The sequence below is a fragment of the Ruegeria sp. HKCCA4008 genome, assembly GCF_013033125.1.
Lineage (GTDB): Bacteria > Pseudomonadota > Alphaproteobacteria > Rhodobacterales > Rhodobacteraceae > Ruegeria.
Genome location: NZ_WQDM01000001.1, coordinates 19,520 through 38,925, shown reverse-complemented (window position 1 = coordinate 38,925; position 19,406 = coordinate 19,520). Strand labels below are relative to the sequence as shown.

17 protein-coding genes and 1 tRNA gene are annotated in these 19,406 nt (G+C 59.0%); 10 read left to right on the top strand and 8 right to left on the bottom strand.

What is annotated here, in order from left to right; all coding sequences use genetic code 11:
* Nucleotides 1–74, bottom strand: a tRNA-Gly gene (locus tag GOW60_RS00175).
* Nucleotides 75–167: 93 nt separating this feature from the next.
* Entirely contained in the window at nucleotides 168–1,040 is an 873-nt protein-coding gene (locus GOW60_RS00170) for a MurR/RpiR family transcriptional regulator (RefSeq protein ID WP_171114706.1), read from the bottom strand.
* 103 nt (nucleotides 1,041–1,143) lie between these two features.
* On the opposite strand from GOW60_RS00170, the gene GOW60_RS00165 reads away from it, so the two are divergent.
* From GOW60_RS00165 to GOW60_RS00135, 7 genes are all read left to right on the top strand, one after another.
* Nucleotides 1,144–1,929: an N-formylglutamate amidohydrolase gene (locus GOW60_RS00165; RefSeq protein WP_254430043.1), complete on the top strand. Its 786-nt coding sequence runs from the start codon at nucleotides 1,144–1,146 to the stop codon at nucleotides 1,927–1,929.
* A 16-nt stretch (nucleotides 1,930–1,945) separates the two neighbouring features.
* Entirely contained in the window at nucleotides 1,946–2,464 is a 519-nt protein-coding gene (locus GOW60_RS00160; RefSeq protein ID WP_152458809.1) for a TRAP transporter small permease subunit, read from the top strand.
* Nucleotides 2,464–3,789, top strand: a complete 1,326-nt coding sequence (locus GOW60_RS00155; RefSeq protein ID WP_171227805.1) for a TRAP transporter large permease subunit — start codon at nucleotides 2,464–2,466, stop codon at nucleotides 3,787–3,789. The genes GOW60_RS00160 and GOW60_RS00155 overlap by 1 nt, the downstream gene beginning before the upstream one ends.
* 67 nt (nucleotides 3,790–3,856) lie before the next feature.
* A complete protein-coding gene (locus GOW60_RS00150; RefSeq protein WP_170343589.1) occupies nucleotides 3,857–4,888 on the top strand; it encodes a TRAP transporter substrate-binding protein in 1,032 nt (343 codons plus the stop codon).
* Between the two features lie 90 nt (nucleotides 4,889–4,978).
* Nucleotides 4,979–6,331: a glutamine synthetase family protein gene (locus GOW60_RS00145; RefSeq protein ID WP_171205338.1), complete on the top strand. Its 1,353-nt coding sequence runs from the start codon at nucleotides 4,979–4,981 to the stop codon at nucleotides 6,329–6,331.
* A 94-nt stretch (nucleotides 6,332–6,425) separates the two neighbouring features.
* A complete protein-coding gene (locus GOW60_RS00140) occupies nucleotides 6,426–7,808 on the top strand; it encodes an aldehyde dehydrogenase family protein (protein ID WP_171227804.1) in 1,383 nt (460 codons plus the stop codon).
* A gap of 67 nt (nucleotides 7,809–7,875) precedes the next feature.
* Nucleotides 7,876–9,021, top strand: coding sequence for an iron-containing alcohol dehydrogenase (locus GOW60_RS00135; RefSeq protein ID WP_171227803.1), 1,146 nt, complete (start codon nucleotides 7,876–7,878; stop codon nucleotides 9,019–9,021).
* 59 nt (nucleotides 9,022–9,080) lie between these two features.
* On the opposite strand, the gene GOW60_RS00130 is transcribed toward GOW60_RS00135, so the two are convergent.
* Entirely contained in the window at nucleotides 9,081–10,313 is a 1,233-nt protein-coding gene (locus GOW60_RS00130; RefSeq protein ID WP_171227802.1) for an HlyD family secretion protein, read from the bottom strand.
* Entirely contained in the window at nucleotides 10,310–10,714 is a 405-nt protein-coding gene (locus GOW60_RS00125; protein ID WP_174829319.1) for a hypothetical protein, read from the bottom strand. The genes GOW60_RS00130 and GOW60_RS00125 overlap by 4 nt, the downstream gene beginning before the upstream one ends.
* A gap of 186 nt (nucleotides 10,715–10,900) precedes the next feature.
* Here GOW60_RS00125 and GOW60_RS00120 point away from each other — a divergent pair, with 186 nt between their 5' ends.
* From GOW60_RS00120 to GOW60_RS00110, 3 genes are all read left to right on the top strand, one after another.
* A complete protein-coding gene (locus tag GOW60_RS00120; RefSeq protein ID WP_171227801.1) occupies nucleotides 10,901–11,974 on the top strand; it encodes an FAD-binding oxidoreductase in 1,074 nt (357 codons plus the stop codon).
* The gene (locus GOW60_RS00115; RefSeq protein WP_171227800.1) at nucleotides 11,971–12,624 is read left to right on the top strand and encodes a DUF938 domain-containing protein; all 654 of its coding nucleotides are present in this window, start codon (nucleotides 11,971–11,973) and stop codon (nucleotides 12,622–12,624) included. Before GOW60_RS00120 ends, GOW60_RS00115 begins: the two co-directional genes overlap by 4 nt.
* 72 nt (nucleotides 12,625–12,696) lie before the next feature.
* Nucleotides 12,697–13,032 (top strand): carboxymuconolactone decarboxylase family protein, encoded by a 336-nt coding sequence (locus GOW60_RS00110; protein ID WP_171227799.1) that lies wholly within the window; start codon nucleotides 12,697–12,699, stop codon nucleotides 13,030–13,032.
* A 42-nt stretch (nucleotides 13,033–13,074) separates the two neighbouring features.
* On the opposite strand, the gene GOW60_RS00105 is transcribed toward GOW60_RS00110, so the two are convergent.
* From GOW60_RS00105 to ggt, 4 genes are all read right to left on the bottom strand, one after another.
* On the bottom strand, nucleotides 13,075–15,582 hold the full coding sequence (locus GOW60_RS00105) for an FAD-dependent oxidoreductase (protein ID WP_171227798.1): 2,508 nt from the start codon (nucleotides 15,580–15,582) through the stop codon (nucleotides 13,075–13,077).
* Between the two features lie 142 nt (nucleotides 15,583–15,724).
* Nucleotides 15,725–16,003, bottom strand: coding sequence for a hypothetical protein (locus tag GOW60_RS00100; RefSeq protein WP_171227797.1), 279 nt, complete (start codon nucleotides 16,001–16,003; stop codon nucleotides 15,725–15,727).
* An 86-nt stretch (nucleotides 16,004–16,089) separates the two neighbouring features.
* Nucleotides 16,090–17,499: an FAD-binding oxidoreductase gene (locus tag GOW60_RS00095; protein WP_171227796.1), complete on the bottom strand. Its 1,410-nt coding sequence runs from the start codon at nucleotides 17,497–17,499 to the stop codon at nucleotides 16,090–16,092.
* 93 nt (nucleotides 17,500–17,592) lie between these two features.
* A complete protein-coding gene (gene ggt, locus GOW60_RS00090; RefSeq protein ID WP_171227795.1) occupies nucleotides 17,593–19,380 on the bottom strand; it encodes a gamma-glutamyltransferase in 1,788 nt (595 codons plus the stop codon).
* Between the last annotated feature and the right edge of the window lie 26 nt (nucleotides 19,381–19,406).

Sequence of the window (19,406 nt, the reverse complement as noted above, 5' to 3'; positions counted from 1 at the left end):
TGGAGCGGGTAGACGGAATCGAACCGACATAGCCTGCTTGGAAGGCAGGGGCTTTACCATTAAGCTATACCCGCAAATGGTTTGCGCTGGTTAAGTCATGCTTTCGGGATCGTCAAGCCGGAAGTGGCAAAATTAGTGGCGCAATTTTTTCGACACTGCTCGGCCCGTCAGTCCTGATTGCGAAATATCCGGGTCGAAGAAAAGAACCGCTCCAGTTCTTCGATCCGCTCCTTGCTTTCTTCCCAACGTGCCTCCTGCACTTCGGCAATCAGCGTTTCCGAGATCAACTGCAAGGCAATGGTCGAATCCCAACTGGAGGGCGCCTCGACCAATGCGTGGAAGGAATAATTGGCGGTCTTTCCGATTGGCGAACCCCATTGGTCCGTAAACAGAACAACGGTGACGCCGCGGCCCGAGGCAACCTGTGCCAGCTTCTCCAGATGCGCCTCGTAACGGCGGATGTCGAAGATCACCAGAACGGATGATTCATCCATATCCAGAAGGTATTGCGGCCAGACATTCGCCGAATTGCCCAGCATCGTCACGTTGGGCCGGATGATCTGCATGTGATTGAACAGGTAATCCGCATTTGACCGCGTGATGCGACCACCTACGACGTAAAGATGACGCTCTGTCTCGGCCAAAAGACGCGCGACGGCATCGAACATCTCTTTGTCCAGACGTTCCAGCGTGTGGCGCATGTTGGTCCATACCGCCTGGGCAAAACGCGTTGTCGGATGTTCTGCCTCATCATCCACAACCCAGGCGTCCCGTTTCGAGATCGGCTTTTTGATCTGCGCCGCAACCTCTTCGCGCAGCGCATCCTGCAAGTCGGGGAACCCGTCAAACCCAAGCTTGCGCGCCATGCGAATAACTGTCGGGGTCGAAACCTGCGCCGCAGCGGCCAGCTTGGTGATCGATTGCAAACCGGCCATCGGATAATCCTGCAACAGGACCGAGGCCAATTGACGTTCAGACCGTGTCAGATCGTCCAGCTCATCCTGAATCCTCTGTTTGACAAGTTTGGCAACGGTGGCCATCGGCGCCCTCGTTTCTTGAATTTGTTACAGAATATGTTCGTTTGAAATTTTGTCTACAGAAATTTTCTTGACAGGTGAGAAGTTGCTGTAACAAATGCTACCTATGTGTCACGAGACCGAGTCATCATTGCTTTTGCCGACCGAAGCCCCGGCAGCCCGCGTGCTCAATGCGCACGGTCGCGCACCTGCCGTGCTGATATGCGAACATGCAAGCCGGTTTATTCCGGCCGCGCTGGATGGATTGGGGCTGGATGAGGCAGCGGCCGGCTCTCACGCGGCCTGGGACATCGGCGCGCTGGACCTGTCGGTGGAGCTGATGGGCGCTTTGGATGCGCCGCTGGTCCACTCGCGCGTCAGTCGCCTTGTTTATGACTGCAACCGCCCGCCCGAACGCGAAGATGCCATGCCGCAGGTCAGCGAAGTGTTTTCCATTCCCGGCAACATGAACCTGACAGATGCTCAGCGCGCCCAGCGGGTACGCGACGTGTATGAGCCTTTCAAAACGCTGGTTTCATCCACTTTGGACGAACGGCCTGAACCTCCGGTTGTCATCACGATCCACAGTTTCACGCCCGTCTACAAGGGAGCCCCCCGAACGGTAGAGCTGGGGATTCTTCATGACGAAGACGACCGCGCCGCGCAGCTGATGCTGAGCCACGCGGAAAGCTCGGGATTGCGCGTGGCTTTGAACGAACCTTACTCGGCGACGGATGGCGTCACGCACACGTTGCGCGAACACGCGGTCCGGCGCGGGCTTCCAAATGTCATGATCGAGGTTCGAAACGATCTGATCGACACAGCAGAAGGCGTAAACCGCATTGCGGGATTGCTGACGCCAATTCTGCAATCGGTCATCCAAGACTTATCGCACGCAGAGGCGAAACCATGAGAGCAGAGGTATCGGGATGAATTTCATGCGGGGATATGTGGCGGTCATTGACCGCACGAACCGCTGGATCGGACGCTTCGTCATGTACGGCATCTTCGTCATGATGGGCATCCTGCTCTGGTCCTCGATTTCAAAAACCTTTTTCCTGCCATCGCTGTGGACCCTGGAAATGGCCCAGTTCGCAATGGTCGCCTACTACATTCTGGGCGGACCCTATTCGATCCAGATGGGATCCAACGTCCGCATGGACCTTCTGTACGGCGAATGGTCCGACCGTCGTCGCGCGTGGACGGATGCGATCACCGTCCTTTTCCTGATCATCTACCTGGGCGTGATGATCTACGGCGGATACGACTCGCTGAGCTATTCGCTGCAATATGGCGAACGCAGCCCAACCGCGTGGCGTCCATATCTGTGGCCAATCAAGGTCATCATGGTCGTGGGCCTGTTCCTGATGTTGCTTCAGGCGATCTCGGAACTGTTCAAAGATATTCTGCGCCTCAGGGGCGATGACATCCCGCGCGAGGTGATCTGATGTCGTACGAATTGATCGCCATCCTGATGTTTTCGACCATGATGCTGATGCTGCTGACCGGGCAGCGCGTTTTTGGCGCGATTGGTTTTGTCGCCGTGATGGCCGCCCTGTTTCTGTGGGGGGATCGCGGCGGCTATGACATTGGCTTTTCGGCCGCCATGAAGCTGATGAAATGGTATCCGCTGCTGACCCTGCCGATGTTCATCTTCATGGGCTATGTTCTGGCCGAATCCAAAATTGCAGACGATCTGTACAAGATGTTCCACGTTTGGATGGGCGGCCTGAACGGCGGGCTCGCAATCGGCACGATCGGCCTTATGGTGCTGATCTCGGCCATGAACGGGCTGAGCGTCGCCGGCATGGCCATCGGCGCGACCATTGCGCTGCCGGAACTGCTGAAACGCGGCTATGACAAGAAAATGGTGACCGGGGTAATACAAGCCGGATCGTCACTGGGTATCCTTGTGCCACCCTCGGTCGTGCTGGTTCTTTACGCAATGATCGCGCGCCAGCCGGTTGGCCAACTTTGGTTGGCTGGATTGCTGCCGGGCTTGATGATGGCCGCCATGTTCATCCTTTACATCGTGATCCGCTGCCGCATCAACCCGGCCTTGGGGCCCGCCTTGTCAGCCGAGGAGCGCGACGTGCCCATGGCAGAGAAACTGCGCCTGTTGCGCGCGGGCCTGCTGCCCCTGGGTATTTTTGCCGCGATGATGGTGCCCTTCGTCAACGGCTGGACCTCGCTGGTCGAAAGCTCGGCCATCGGAGCGTTGACCGCGTTCGCCGCGGCCATCCTCAAGGGGCGCATGTCACGTGAGGTTTTCGAGACGTCTGTACGGTCAACGCTGGGCATCACCTGTATGTTCATGTGGATCATCCTGGCTGCGCTTGCCTTTGGCGCTGTTTTCGACGGTTTGGGCGCCGTTCGGGCAATCGAGAACCTGTTTACCGAACGGCTGGGCCTCAACCCTTGGGTGATCCTGATCTTGATGCAGCTCAGCTTTATTCTGATGGGCACGTTTCTGGACGATACGGCCATGCTGGTGATCGTCGCGCCTTTGTACGTGCCGCTCGTGGGTGCATTGGGGTTCGACCTGATCTGGTATGGGGTTCTGTACACGATCACCACCCAGATCGCCTATATGACGCCGCCCTTCGGCTACAACCTGTTCCTGATGCGCGCGATGGCGCCGCCGGAGATATCGCTGCGCGACATTTACGGTTCGATCCTGCCCTTCGTGATGGTGATGACACTGGCGCTGGCGATCATCATGACATTCCCACAGATCGCGCTGTGGCTGCCTGAATACATCTACAACAAATGATCCCGGATCAAACCGGGGCTTCGCGGGCAATCCCCGCACAATCGAAACTGACCAACGGAGAGAGAGAATGACGAACAGACGTACATTTCTGAAAGGTGCTGCGGCCGCTCCCGCCGCTGCTCTGGCGACGCCTGCACTGGCGCAATCGACCATCAGATGGCGGATGCAGACCTATGCCGGCCCGGCGCTGGCCGAACACGTGATCGACCCGGCCATCAAGATGTTCAACACGATCGCCGGTGACCGGATGCAGATCGAGCTGTTCTATGCCGACCAGCTGGTTCCCACGGGCGAGCTGTTCCGCGCCATGCAGCGCGGCACGATTGATGCCGTGCAGTCGGATGATGACTCGATGGCATCGCCCACCGAGGTCACCGTGTTCGGCGGCTATTTCCCCTTTGCCTCACGCTATTCGCTGGACGTGCCGGTTCTGTTCAACCAGTACGGGCTGAACGAGATCTGGGACGAGGAATACTCGAAAGTCGGCGTCAAGCACATCTCGGCCGGTGCCTGGGACCCGTGCCACTTTGCAACGAAGGACCCGATCAACAGCCTGGCGGACCTTCAGGGCAAACGTGTGTTTACCTTCCCGACCGCGGGCCGCTTCCTGTCTCAGTTCGGCGTTGTGCCGGTCACCCTGCCCTGGGAAGACATCGAAGTCGCGGTTCAAACCGGCGAGTTGGACGGCATCGCGTGGTCCGGCATCACCGAAGACTACACAGTCGGCTGGGCGGATGTAACCAACTACTTCCTGACCAACAACATCTCGGGTGCCTGGGCCGGTTCGTTCTTTGCCAACATGGACCGCTGGAACGAGCTGCCCGAAGACTTGCAGACCCTGTTCCGCGTCTGCACCGATCAGTCCCACTATTATCGGCAATGGTGGTACTGGGGCGGCGAGGCCAGCCTGCGCGTCAACGGAGACAAGATGCAGCTAACGTCGATTCCGGACGAAGAATGGGCGACCGTCGAAGCCGCGGCCGTTGCCTTCTGGGACGAGATCGCAGCCGAATCCGAAACCAAGGCGAAGGTTGTTGAAATCTTCAAACAGTACAACGCCGACATGCTCAAGGCTGGGCGGCCCTACCGCTACGGTTAAGACTTGGCCAAGCGACCCGCCCCTTGCATGGGGGCGGGTCTGACTGAACGAATGGCCGATGAAGGATTTCGGCAAAGACAAAGGTGGCACATGCTCACGTTCGAACATCTGAAAACGCAGGTATCCGAAGGTTCGGTTGATACGGTTCTGGTCTGCATGGTGGACATGCAGGGCCGGTTGATGGGCAAGCGTTTTCACGCGGGCCATTTCGTGGCAGGCGCATGGGAAGAGACCCATTGCTGCAACTACCTGTTGGCCACCGATCTGGAGATGGCGACACCTGATGGCTATGCCTCGACCAGTTGGGAACGGGGCTATGGCGATTATGTCATGAAACCGGACCTCAGCACCCTGCGCCCGGTGCCGTGGCTTGAAGGCACGGTGATGGTGATGTGTGACGTGCTGGATCATCACACGCACGAGGAAGTGCCGCACGCGCCGCGCTCAATCCTGAAAAAACAGGTCAGCCGTTTGAAAGCCATGGGCTATGACGCCATGACGGCGACCGAGCTTGAGTTTTTCCTGTTTGAGAAAAGCTTTGACCAGATCCGCAAGGAAGGTTTCCGGGATTTGGAGCCGATCTCGGGCTATAACGAAGACTATCATATCCTTCAGACCACCAAGGAAGAGCATGTGATGCGTCCGATCCGCAACCATCTGTGGGATGCGGGCATTCCGGTTGAGAACTCCAAAGGTGAGGCCGAGACCGGGCAGGAAGAGCTGAACATCAAATACGCACCCGCGATGGAAACAGCCGAGTATCATTCGATCGCCAAGAACGCTGTGAAAGAGATCGCGTGGCAACATGGTCACGCAGCGACGTTCCTGCCGAAATGGCACCACGAGAAAGTTGGTAGCTCGTCCCATGTGCACCAGTCACTATGGGCGGATGGACAGCCTGCCTTCTATGACGCCGGGGACGATCTGGGCATGTCGGCGCTGATGAAAAGCTATATGGCTGGGCTGCTGAAATATGCCCCTGATTACACCTATTTCATGGCACCTTACATCAACAGTTATAAACGCTTCATGAAAGGCACCTTCGCGCCAACGCGGATCATCTGGTCCGTGGACAACCGCACCGCCGGGTTCCGCCTGTGCGGTGACGGTACCAAGGCCGTACGCGTCGAGTGCCGAATTCCGGGCTCAGATATGAACCCCTATCTGGCGATGGCTGGCATGCTGGCGGCAGGGATCGCGGGCATCGAGGAAGGGCTGGATCTGCAACCGCCGACCAAAGGCGACGTTTACCAGGGTGAGACTGCGATGATCCCGGGCAACCTTCGCGCCGCGCGGGATGCGCTGCACGGATCGGTCATGTTGCGCGCGGCCATGGGCGATGACGTCGTCGACCACTATACCCGTGCCGCGGAGGTCGAGATCGAGGAGTTCGAACGCGTGGTCACGGATTGGGAAATCGCCCGCGGATTCGAGCGGGCGTGAGGTCGGGTCGCGCTGGGGGCTCTGCCCCCAGACCCCCGGGATATTTTGGGCCAGATGAAGCAGGGATCCTGTTTATTTCGGAAATGGAGTGAAAATGGGGCAGATGTTGAAATGTGTCTCGCCGATCGATGGATCGGTTTATGCCGAACGTGAAGTGTTGTCGCGAGAGGCCGCGTTCGGGGCCGCGGCGCGTGCTCGGGCTGCTCAGGCGGAATGGGCAGCTCGTCCGTTGCAGGAGCGGATCGATCTTGTGATGGCGGGTGTGGCCGCCGTTGGCGCCATGAACGATGAGATCGTGCCGGAACTGGCCCATATGATGGGTCGCCCAGTGCGTTATGGCGGCGAGTTCGGTGGATTCAACGAACGTGCCAGCCATATGGCGGAGATTGCCGAGACGTCCCTGGCAGATATCGCCGTCGGCGAAGACGAAACGTTCAAACGCTACATCAAGCGCATTCCTAATGGGGTGGTCTTTGTGGTGGCGCCCTGGAACTATCCCTACATGACGGCGATCAACACGGTCGCACCGGCGCTTATCGCGGGCAACACGGTCGTCCTGAAACACGCGACACAGACGTTGCTGGTGGGCGAGCGCATGGCAAAGGCGTTCCATTCGGCAGGTGTGCCCGAGGACGTATTCCAGAATGTGTTCCTGAGCCACGACGTGACCAACGACCTGATCGCGGGCAATGCATTTGATTTCGTGAACTTCACCGGATCAGTCGGCGGCGGTCAGGCGATGGAACGTGCCGCGGCGGGCACGTTTACCGGCGTCGGCACCGAGCTGGGCGGCAAGGATCCCGGCTATGTGATGGATGACGCCGACCTGGATGCCGCGGTCGACACGCTGATTGACGGTGCGATGTTCAATTCGGGCCAATGTTGTTGCGGAATCGAGCGGATCTATGTCCACGAAAGCCTCTATGACGACTTTGTCGCCAAGGCGGTGGACATCGTGAAGGGTTACAAGCTGGGCAACCCGCTGGATGCCGAGACAACGATTGGCCCGATGGCCAATGTGCGGTTTGCCGATGAGGTACGAGCGCAGATCGCCGAGGCGGTTGCAGCCGGTGCGGTCGCGCATATCGACACCTTTGCTGAAGACGACGGTGGCGCGTACCTGACACCGCAAATCCTGACCAATGTCAATCATGACATGCGCGTGATGCGGGACGAAAGCTTTGGGCCCGTGGTGGGCATCATGAAAGTGTCCTCGGACGAGGAGGCCATCGCATTGATGAATGACAGTGAGTTTGGCCTGACTGCCAGCCTGTGGACCCGCGATGTGGATCGTGCGGCGCGGGTGGGTGACCGGATCGAAACGGGGACCGTGTTCATGAACCGCGCTGATTATCTGGACCCCGGCCTGTGCTGGACGGGCTGCAAGAATACCGGGCGCGGCGGCGGTCTGTCCGTCATCGGATATCACAACCTGACACGTCCCAAATCCTACCACCTCAAAAAGGTAACGGGCTAAGGACGACGGCCTGCTTCGGACCCACCCCCTCGCCGAAGCAGGCCTTATTTTGCAAAGGAAACCTGACATGACACTTGTTGGAAACTGGTCCTATCCGACCGCCATCAAATTCGGAGCCGGGCGCATCAGGGAGTTGCCCGAAGCCTGCGCCGCCGCCGGAATGAAGAAACCATTGCTGGTCACGGACAAGGGGCTGGCCGATCTGCCCATCACCACCGCGACACTGGATATCATGGAAACCGCCGGACTGGGCCGCGGACTGTTCAGCGATGTGGACCCCAACCCGAATGAGAAGAACCTTGAAGCCGGAGTTGCGGCCTATAACGCAGGTGGCCATGACGGGGTGATCGCCTTTGGCGGCGGCTCTGGGCTGGATCTGGGCAAGATGGTCGCCTTCATGGCCGGTCAGACGCGCCCCGTTTGGGACTTCGAGGATATCGGCGACTGGTGGACACGAGCCGATGCCGACGCGATCGCGCCAATCATTGCGGTTCCGACCACCGCAGGGACAGGATCGGAAGTGGGCCGCGCGAGCGTCATCACCAATTCCGAGACCCATGCCAAGAAGATCATCTTTCATCCCAAGGTTCTGCCGACCGTGGTGATTTGCGACCCGGAGCTGACCGTCGGGATGCCCAAGTTCATCACGGCAGGAACAGGCCTGGACGCCTTCGCGCATTGTGTCGAAGCCTTCTCGAGCCCGCATTATCACCCGATGAGCCAGGGCATCGCGCTGGAGGGTATGCGGCTGGTGAAAGAGTATTTGCCACGTGCCTATGCTGACGGCACCGATATCGAGGCCCGCGCCCAGATGATGAGCGCCGCTGCCATGGGCGCAACGGCTTTCCAGAAGGGCCTTGGCGCGATCCACGCGATGAGCCACCCAATTGGCGCGGTATTCAACACCCATCATGGCACCACGAACGCGGTCTGCATGCCCGCGGTGCTGGACTTCAACGCCCCGGCCATTGCAGACCGGTTCCAGCAAGCTGCGGCATATCTGGGCATCGACGGCGGCTTCGATGGTTTCCGCGCCTTCGTGCAGAATTTCAACGACAGCCTTGGCATCCCCCGCACATTGTCCGAATTGGGTGTGACCGAAGCTTCTATCCCAGAGCTTGTCGAAGGGGCGATCATCGATCCGTCATGCGGCGGCAACCCGATTGAGTTGACGAAAGACAACCTGACGCAGCTGTTCAAAGCAGCGCTTTAGGAAACCAAAGGGCCCGGCGAAACTTGCCGGGCCTTCGCGTTCAGATTGCCAAGGTCAGATCAATGCCCGGTCAAAACCAGAGTGTTCACCGGCATCAGGATCAAACGCAAGCGCAGACCCGCGGCATGTACCACGCCGATCGTGTCGACCACGTGCAGGAAGGCCGCCTCCCAAAAGCCCAGATCCTCGTGCTCCAACCGCTCGTGGTTGTCTGTGTAGACATTGGCCAGACAATTGCTGCCCGGCGGAATGTCATCGGCCATACCTTTGTACAGCGGCTCCATATAGACCAGAATCGAGCCCGGATTGTTGTTGCTCTGAACGTCCCGCAATTCGTCCGATGGGCGGATCTGGCCCGACGGGATGACATCCTGCACCTCGACCACCACGGTGGGGATCACGGTGAATGGCTTTGTCATGCAACCCAATTCACCAATCATGCCCGGCTTGATCACCTGGGCAGAGAGCTGGTTGAAAGCGGCCTGAAAACGATCATGCCCTGTGTGCGATGGCACAAGAATGCCCGCGGGGCGCAACAACGGGCTTACGTAGTCACCGACCTGAAGGCCGAACTGTTCGACCCGCCCTGTGACGCCCGCGGTGATCACCGTCTTGTCCAACTCGGTCTGCGCAGCATCCAGTTGCGCAATGGCACTGGCTAGCTGCGCGGGGATCAGTTCTTCGATCTGCTGCTCAACCGCGGAACGTTTGGATTCCGCTGCAAGAACCTGGGCCTCTCGCTCGGCGACAAGGTTTTCCAGCCTCTCAATCTCGGCCAGCCTTACGGCGCTTGAACCTTCATCTCGCAAGGTCGTGTTGCGTTCAAGATCCTCCAGAGACTGCGCAAGCGCAGCCTTGGCACCTGCAATTCCAGCTTCCGCCTCGGCCAAGTCGGTTTCCGCAACCTTAAGCGAGGCCTGCACCTGTGCAATCTGCGCATTTGCCGCCTGAACTTGGGCAGTCTGGCTGAAATCCTCGATCCGGAAAATCGGTTGACCCGCGGTTACCAGTTCGTTGTTCTTGACGAAAACCTCGGAAACACGGCCGCCCAATTGCGGCAGAATGGTTACTGTCCGGAAATAGGATGCCGCGGTTTTGCTGGCTGGATGAAAGTAAAACAGCGTGGTGATCACGGTCAGCGCCAGAATGGCACAGGTGGTCAAACCCCAGCGCAGTTCGTACCACATGGTGAACAAGGTAATCTCGTGACCGATCCGCTTGCCCTGTACAAAACGGCGGAACAGATAGTCGGGCAGCACCGTTATCAGGGCGCAGAGCATGGTCTCGATCATGTGGATTGCTCCTGCGGATCGCTGGGTCCAGGTTCTGGCGCAGCCGGCACCGTTGTTTCAGGCACTGGTTCCGGAACAGGTGACCGACCGAGAGAACGAATGGCATCGGCAATGTTTCGAAGCGGGGTGGCAAAATCCGGAAACTGGAACCCTGCGACCAATATTGCAGCAACCCAGAAAAGCCCATTATGTGTAAACAGCGCCAGCAGCGCCAGAATGCCCACCAACTGAAATTGCGGGTGATTGTTTTCGTGGGCCATTTTTTCGGGAACCGAATGCAACGTCAGGTATCCGACACCGATCAGCACCACCAGAACGACGAAAAAAACGACCATGGCGGAGAAAAGGTAATCGCTTCCGTCAGCTGCGACAACATATCCTGGAATATGCCCTGTGGCCATTGGATGAAGGTCTGCTGCGGTCACCTTACCCTCCTGTATAATTTGATACTTCTTTGACCCGGTTGAAGCACAATTTCAAGGCTGCTTATAGTCCGGAAACCCAAACGCGTGGCGAACGAGGAGCTTTGGCGCCAGCATGAAACTCAAGGAACCTGTAGCGTCTCTGCTCAGGATGGATCGCAAGTCATGATTGATTTCCTGATAATCGGAGGCGGCATCGCCGGGCTGAGCGCCGGTGCGCGCCTGTCGCAGCACGGAACCGTGATGGTTCTGGAAGCGGAAGTCGCCCTGGGCTATCACGCGTCGGGCCGGTCAGCGGCCTTGTTCGAAGAAAGCTACGGGCCGCCTTCGGTCGTCGCCCTGAACAAAGCGGGGGCTGCCTTTCTTCATACGCAGAATGGCGGTTACCTGACCCCGCGCGGATTGATGCTGGTCGGAGCAATTGACCAGCCCGACATGTTCGAAGCCGATTGCGCCGATCTGAACATGGTGAAAATACCGATGGAACAGGCGATATCGCGTGTTCCGATCCTGAACCCGGGCAAGGTCGGGTTTGCAGCCATCAGCGGAGCGGCCTTTGACATCGATACGGATCGCCTGTTGCAGGATTTCGCCCGGACCATCCGGCAAAACGGGGGAACGGTTTCGACGAAAAGCAGAGTCACCGGCATTCGAAAAGAAAAACACTGGGTGGTTGAGGCCGGTGAGATCTTTGAAGCCCGCACTCTGATCAACGCAGCCGGGGCCTGGGTGGATGAGGTTGCACAGCTTGCAGGGCTGCCCGGTATCGGTATCACACCTCGCCGCCGGTCGATGGCCCGCCTACCCGCCCCCGGAGGGCATGACGTTTCTGTCTGGCCGATGATGCTGGGCGCCGGCGAAACATGGTACGCCAAACCGGATGCGGGCAAGCTGCTGGTCTCACCATCCGAAGCCGATCCGGTTGCGCCACAGGATGCTTATGCCGATGATATGGTGCTGGCAGAGGGTCTGGCACGGTATGAGGAGTTGATGACCGAACCTGTCACACGGGTGGAAACGAATTGGGCGGGCTTGCGCAGTTTTGCCCCGGACGGGACCTTGGTGCTTGGGCGCGACCCGCTGGACCCGTCGTTTGTCTGGTGTGGCGGTCAGGGCGGGTATGGATTTCAAACCTCACCGGCGGCCTCGCAACTGCTGTGCGATCTTGTTGTCGGAAACACACCCGAACTGGAACCTGACATAGTAGGCATGTTGACCCCTGACAGGCTGGAACGATGATCAAACGCAGCCTCCCCTCTTCTGCAAGCGTCGCCACTGCGTCTGAAGATGGCAAGCTGGTGGCCCCGGCAGCATCTCGGAACACCGACGCGCTGTGTGCAGTGTTGCAAGAATGGGGCCCGTCCCAGGGTCAGGCATTGGAAATCGCAAGCGGGACTGGTCAGCATGTCAGGGCCTTCGCCGAAATGCTGCCCGGGCTGACCTGGCAGCCTTCGGAAGTTGACCCTGAGCGGCGCGTGAGTATCGATGCCTATACCCGCAACTTACCAAATGTCGCGCAGGTCGCAGAACTGGATGCAACGCTTCCGGGCTGGCACAGGCGGTTTTGCGGCCAGGATCTGATCGTTCTGATCAACTTGATTCACTTGATCAGTTGGCAGGAAACCAGAACCATCATTTCGGAAGCCGCCCAATCCCTGTCACCAAAAGGGCGGTTCATCTTGTACGGTCCGTTCAAACGCTCGGGCCAACTCATCAGTGACGGGGATGTCCGCTTTCATAAGGCTTTGATCCAGCAAGACCCGGAAATCGGCTACAAAAACGACGCGGACATTCTGAACTTGTTCAAAAACGTCGGCCTGCTCGCGTTGGCACCGGTCGAAATGCCTGCCAACAATCTTGCGTTCATTGCCGAACGCCCTGACGTCTGATCGAGATCAAAGTCAAACAACCGCGTCCCAATTCATATTCCGGTTGCTAGATATGAAGAAGGGCACTCAGCAATGGCATGGCAAGAAAAACTCTCGGCAACACGTAAGAGTTTGCGAAACCTGAACGGATCCATTCCCGATACGACACGCGCATTCGGAGCGCTTGGCAAAGCCGTCAAAGAAGGCGGGACGCTCGACTACAAGACCAAGGAACTCATTGCGTTGGGCATGTCGGTCAGCCTGCGCTGCGAACCCTGTATCACCCTGCATACCGAAGCTTTGATCAAGGCAGGTGCGACACGGGAAGAAGTGTCCGAAGTGTTGGCCATGGCGATCCAGATGGGCGGCGGCCCAGCCATGATGTACGCGGCCAAGGCGCTGGAATGCTTCGACGAACTGTCTGGATGACAAAAAGAAAAGGCCCCGAAGGTTTCCGGGGCCTTTCTTCGATCAACCGTCCTTGCGGATGGTTTCGTTTTTCGGGTCGTAGGGGCTGTCGCAGGTCACGACCGCATCCCACAGCTTGTCCTGCATCTTGACCTTCAGCTTTGTACCTTCGACTGCCAGCTCGGGCTTCACATAGCCCATGCCGATGGATTTCTCGAACACCACGGAATACCCGCCCGAGGTCAATCGACCCACGCGTTCACCTTCCGGTGTGTACAATGCCTCGCGGCCCCATGGGTCGGCATCCTCCGGCCCGTCGATCAGCAGCGTACAGCATTTCACGCGCACGCCGGTCTCTTCCAGCTTGGCCTTGCCGTGGAAGTCTTTCGACAAATCGACAAAGCGCGGCAGGTCGGCCTCCAGCGGGGTCGCGTCACGGCCCAGTTCGGTGCCGAAGGCGCGATAGGATTTCTCCTGCCGCAGCCAGTTCTGAGCGCGGGCACCGACCAGCTTCATACCATGCTTCTCGCCGGCTTTTTCAAGCAGGTCGAACAGGTAGTTCTGCATCTCGATCGGATGGTGCAGTTCCCAACCCAGCTCGCCGGTATAGGCCACACGGATCGCATTGACAGGGCACATGCCCAGCTCGATCTGGCGCGCCGACAGCCACGGGAAGCGCTTGTTCGACAGGGCGGTTTCCGGATCGGCGTCCTTGATGACCTCTTTCAGAACGTCACGCGACTTGGGTCCGGCTATGGCGAAGACGCCCCATTGCGTGGTCACGTCCTGGATTTCGATATATCCGAACTCCTCCATCTTGTCCTCGGCCGCCTTGCGCAGATAGTCGGCGTCGTACTCGGTCCAGGCTCCGGCAGAGACGAGGTAGTAGTTGTTCTCGCCATTGCGGACGATGGTGTATTCGGTGCGGGTGGTGCCGTGCGAGGTCAGCGCATAGGTCAGATTGATGCGGCCGACCTTGGGCAGCTTGTTGCAGGTGAACCAATCCAGGAACTGGGTGGCACCGGGGCCTTTGACGACGTGCTTGGTGAAGGCCGACGCGTCGATCAGGCCAACGCCTTCGCGGATCGCCTTGGCTTCTTCGACGGCGTATTGCCACCAGCCGCCACGACGGAACGACCGGCTTTCCTTGTCGAAGTTCTCGGGTGCATCGACGGGGCCGAAATAGTTCGGACGTTCCCAGCCATTGACCCAGCCGAACTGGGCACCGCGTGCTTTTTGCCGGTCGTATGCCGGAACGGTCCGCAGCGGGCGGCAGGCTTCACGCTCTTCGTCCGGGTGGTGCAGGATATAGACGTGCTCATAGCACTCTTCGTTCTTGCGGGCCGCGAATTCGGTGGTCATCCAGTTGGACGAGTACCGTTTGGGGTCCAGCGAGGCCATGTCGATCTCGGCTTCGCCATCCACCATCATCTGCGCCAGATAGTAGCCGGTGCCGCCTGCCGCGGTGATGCCAAAGCTGAAACCTTCGGCCAGCCACATGTTGCGCAGGCCCGGCGCAGGGCCGACCAGCGGGTTGCCGTCAGGCGTATAACAGATCGGGCCGTTGAAGTCGTCTTTCAGGCCGGACTCGGCACAGGACGGCACGCGCTCAGCCATGGCCATGTACTGATCAGCGATCCGATCCAGATCCAGCGGAAACAGATCCGCGCGGAAGCTGTCCGGCACACCATGCTCAAACCGCGCAGGGGCGCCATGTTCATAGATACCCAGAATCCAGCCGCCGCGTTCTTCACGGGCGTAGGATTCGTTGTCGGCGTCGCGCACGACGGGGTGTTCCGGGTTGCCTGCTTCGCGCCATTTGACCAGTTCAGGGTCCTTGTCCATGACGATAAACGTGTGTTCGACCGGGATCGCAGGCATCTTGATGCCCAGCATCTTGGCGGTGCGCTGTGCGTGGTTGCCCGATGCAGTGACAACATGTTCGGCAGTGATCACAACCTTTTCGTCGCTTTCGACAAGGTTGCCGCCTTTTTCCACCATCTTGGTGCAGGTGACTTCCCAATGGGTGCCGTTCCAGTGGAAGGCATCCGCCTGCATCTTGCGCACGATCTCGACGCCACGCTGACGGGCCCCCTTGGCCATCGCCTGCGTCACATCTGCCGGGTTAATATACCCGTCTTCGGTATGGTAGATCGCGCCCTTCAGATCCGATGTCTCGATCAGCGGCCAGCGTTCCTTGATCTGCTCGGGGGTCAGCCACTCATAAGCAACATCACAGGTTTCGGCGGTAGAGGCGTAGAGCATGTACTCGTCCATGCGCTCCTGCGTCTGTGCCATGCGCAGGTTGCCGACGACGGCAAAGCCCGCGTTCAGCCCGGTTTCTTCTTCCAGCGTCTTGTAGAAGTCGACCGAGTACTTGTGGATATGCGTTGTCGCATAGGACATGTTGAACAATGGCAGCAGACCAGCCGCGTGCCAGGTGGACCCGGACGTCAGCTCGTCCCGTTCGATCAACATCACATCGTCCCAGCCTGCTTTGGCCAGGTGATAGGCAATCGAGGTCCCAACGGCGCCGCCGCCAACAACCAGTGCTTTGACTTGGGTTTTCATAACCGGGCGTCTCCCCTTGAAATCAGTTGACACCATATGGCGCACTTGAGGGGGATCGCGCGACATTCATCCGACCAGTGATATGAAAAAAACGACCCGATCATCAAATGCGGGTCGCAGATCGGACATGAAACCCGTGATCTCAACCGCTGGAGCGACAGCGCTTGCTTGTCCCGATCGTGGTGCAGACAAGTTTCCGAACTTCCTCTGACGGTGTCTTCGCCGCGGGGTCCTCGGACTGTGAAGGTTGGGCATCTGCTTCAAGCCGACGTTCCGAAATCCCGACACGCGCGGATACCGAGGCAACATAAGCCTTGAGGCCCAGCCCGTTCTCGGATGCCTTGGCCTGTTGATAATAGTCCAGCCCAACAATGGCGACCCCGCAGATCGCTGCAAACCCTGCCAGATATTTTGCGCTCATCTCGACCACCTGTTCCTAACCGTGTCGGTGAGACCAGAACATGTGGACGATTTGAAGGCGCAATGCGGGCCAGAACGCGAAAACCGCTAGGATTGGCCGGATAATACCTTGCCGGGATTCATGATGTTCTCGGGGTCCAAAGCAGCCTTGATTGCGGCCATATACTGCGTGGCGGCGCCCAGTTCTTTGATGAGGTATGGCCGTTTGCCCTGACCGATTCCGTGTTCACCTGTGCAGGTGCCTTCCATTGAAATTGCCAGGTCGTTCAACCATCCGACAAACTCTTCGGCTTTGGCAACTTCTTCGGTGTTCTGCATATCGATCAAAATAAGCGTGTGAAAGTTCCCATCCCCCACATGCCCCACAATTGGCGCGAGCAAGCCAAGATCAGCTGCCTTCTGCTGAGTGCCGGTCACACATTCCGCCAGGCGCGAGATCGGCACGCAGACATCCGTTGAAATACCACGCGCGCCGGGGCGCAGTTGCAGACACGCCCAATACATATCATGGCGCGCCTGCCAAAGCTTGTTCCGTTCTTCGGTGGTCGAGGTCGCAGCAAAATCCGTACCACCGAACTCCTCGGCGATCTGACCAAAGGTTTCAGCCTGTTCCGCCGCACCGCTTTCAGAGCCATGGAATTCAAGCAGCAGCAACGGCGTTTCCGGAAGACTCAGCCCGGAATAGGCGTTTGCCGCCTGAACCGACATTTCATCCAGCAACTCTATTCGGGCGACCGGAATGCCATACTGAATGGTCATCATCACCGCGCGGCACGCGGCATCGACCGAAGGAAAGGAACACCTGGCCGAGCTGATCGCTTCGGGGATGCCCTGCAAGCGCAGAGTCAGCTCGGTGATGATACCCAACGTGCCTTCCGCCCCAATCAGAAGGCGTGCCAAATCATACCCGGCCGATGACTTCTTGGCTCGGTGACCGGTACGGATGATCTGGCCGTCCGGCATGACCGCCTCGAGGCTGAGAACGTTGTCGCGCATCGTTCCGTATCGCACCGCATTGGTGCCCGAAGCGCGGGTCGCGGCCATACCGCCCAGCGACGCATTCGCCCCCGGGTCAATCGGAAAGAACAAACCCTGATCCCGCAAATGGGTGTTCAGCGCCTCGCGCGTGACGCCGGGTTGCACCACACAATCCAGATCTTCGGCGTGGACAGCCAGCACCTTGTCCATCTGCATCAGATCGACCGAGATCCCCCCCGCTGGCGCATTCACATGCCCTTCCAGCGACGTTCCCGTGCCAAAGGGAATCACCGGCACCCGGTGCGCGGCACAGGTTTTGACGATTTCCGACACGTCCTGCGTAGTATGCGGGAAAACCACGGCATCCGGGCTCTGGTTTTCGATCCAGGTCGTGGTGTGCCCGTGCTGTTCACGAATCGCGGCACCCGTTTGCAACCTGTCGCCAAAACGTTGTTTCAGAACGCCTATGACGGTTTCGATACCTGTTTCATTCCGAGGCAAAGCGGTCGCTTGCACCATCGTCATCCTCCCCTGTCCCGGCACGTTGCGGGCCGTTCAGTCCATGACTAAAGGGCTCGTCAAGTGCGGGCAATCCCCACAAATACCAAGGCCCTATTCGCCCAGCGCAATACCTTCGCGACGGGGGTCGGCACCACCGCTCAGCCCGTCGCCGATTTCGATGGCGTGAAGGCCAGATGTCAGGTCACGCGGGTTTACCTCAAACCCAAACTGGGTCAGCCCGTCGGAAAAGCCTTCGGCAGATGTGCCGACCTCGACATCATATGTTCCGAAACGATTGACGAGATGCGGCAGCGACACGGCTTGTTGCACATCCATGCCCCAGTCGGCCCATGCGATGATCGATTTGGCCACATAGCCGATGATCCGACTGCCACCCGGCGAGCCAATCGCCAGAACCGGCGCGCCATCCTGCATCACGATGGTCGGGCTCATGGACGAACGCGGGCGTTTTCCGGGCTCCAGCCGGTTGGCGATCGGCACACCATCGCTGTGGGTCTTGAACGAAAAATCCGTCAGTTCGTTGTTCAGAAGGAACCCGTTCGTCATTAGGCGTGAGCCAAAGCCGTTTTCGATGGTCGTGGTCATCGACAACACGTTGCCATAGCTGTCTACAATCGAGATATGCGAGGTCGAAGGCAGCTCCAGCGACACATCATCCGCCCAGTTCAGCGCGTGGTCGAATTCCGGCTGACCGGGCCCGACATCTGCCAGCGCGCCTTCGGTGTTCAGCAATTCTGCTCGTTGCGACAGGTAGGCCGGATCAACCAGCCCTTTGGTCGGCATGGGCACGAAATCGTTGTCAGCCATGTACCGGCCGCGGTCCGCAAAGGCGAGGCGCGAAGCGTCCCCGATCAACCGCCAGGCCTCGGCGCTTTCCGGCCCCATGGCCGCCAGATCATAGCCGTTCAGCATCCCCAGAATTTGCCCCACGGTCAGCGCACCCGACGACGGCGGGCCCATGCCGCAGACTTCATAGGCGCGGTATTCCGCGCAAACCGGTTCGCGCTCGATCACCTGATACAGCGCAAGATCCGCACCGGACAGAACACCGGGATTGCCCGGAGCATTGCGAACCGTGCGCACGATGTCTGCCGCAATCTCACCGCCGTAGAATCCAGCCGCCCCGTCACTGGCCAACACACGCAGAGTTTCGGCATAAGCTGGGTTCATCAGGCGCTGCCCCTGTTGCAGCGGCGCGCCCCCCGGCAGGAAATATTCAGCGGTTTCCGGGAAGCGCGACAGGCGCTCGGCATCGTTTTCAACAAGGCTGGCCAGACGCGGGGACACCAGGAACCCTTCATTCGCCAACCGGATTCCATCGGCAAACAATCCGGGCCACGAGGAACGCCCCCAGCGGCGATGCGCCTCTTCCAGCAAGGCAGGTGTGCCCGGCGTCCCCACGGACAGCCCACCGACAACCGCATCGAAGAATTTCAGCGGCTCACCGTTTTCGTCCTGAAACAGGGTCGGTGTGGCCGCCAGCGGCGCCGTTTCTCGCCCGTCCAGAGTTGTCATCTGACCGGTCGCTGCATCGTACCAGACCAGAAACGCACCGCCGCCCAAGCCCGAGGATTGCGGTTCGACCAGGCCCAGCACGACCTGCACCGCCACCATGGCGTCTGCGGCAGACCCTCCTGCGCGCAATACTCTGGCGCCGGCTTCCACCGCCAGCGGGTTGGCCGCGGCGACCATCCAGTTCTGGGACGTGACCGGAACGCCATCCAGTTTGGCCTCGAGCGCCGCGATGACCTCGTCGGTCATGGCCTGTACCTGCCCTTCCGTCGCCGTTTCGGGAGCAACGGCATCGGCCGCTTCCTGAGCGACCCCCGGAGCTGCAAAACAAAATGCAGAAAACAATAGAACTGAAACGCATCTCATCTGATCAAATCCTCCAATACATCCCT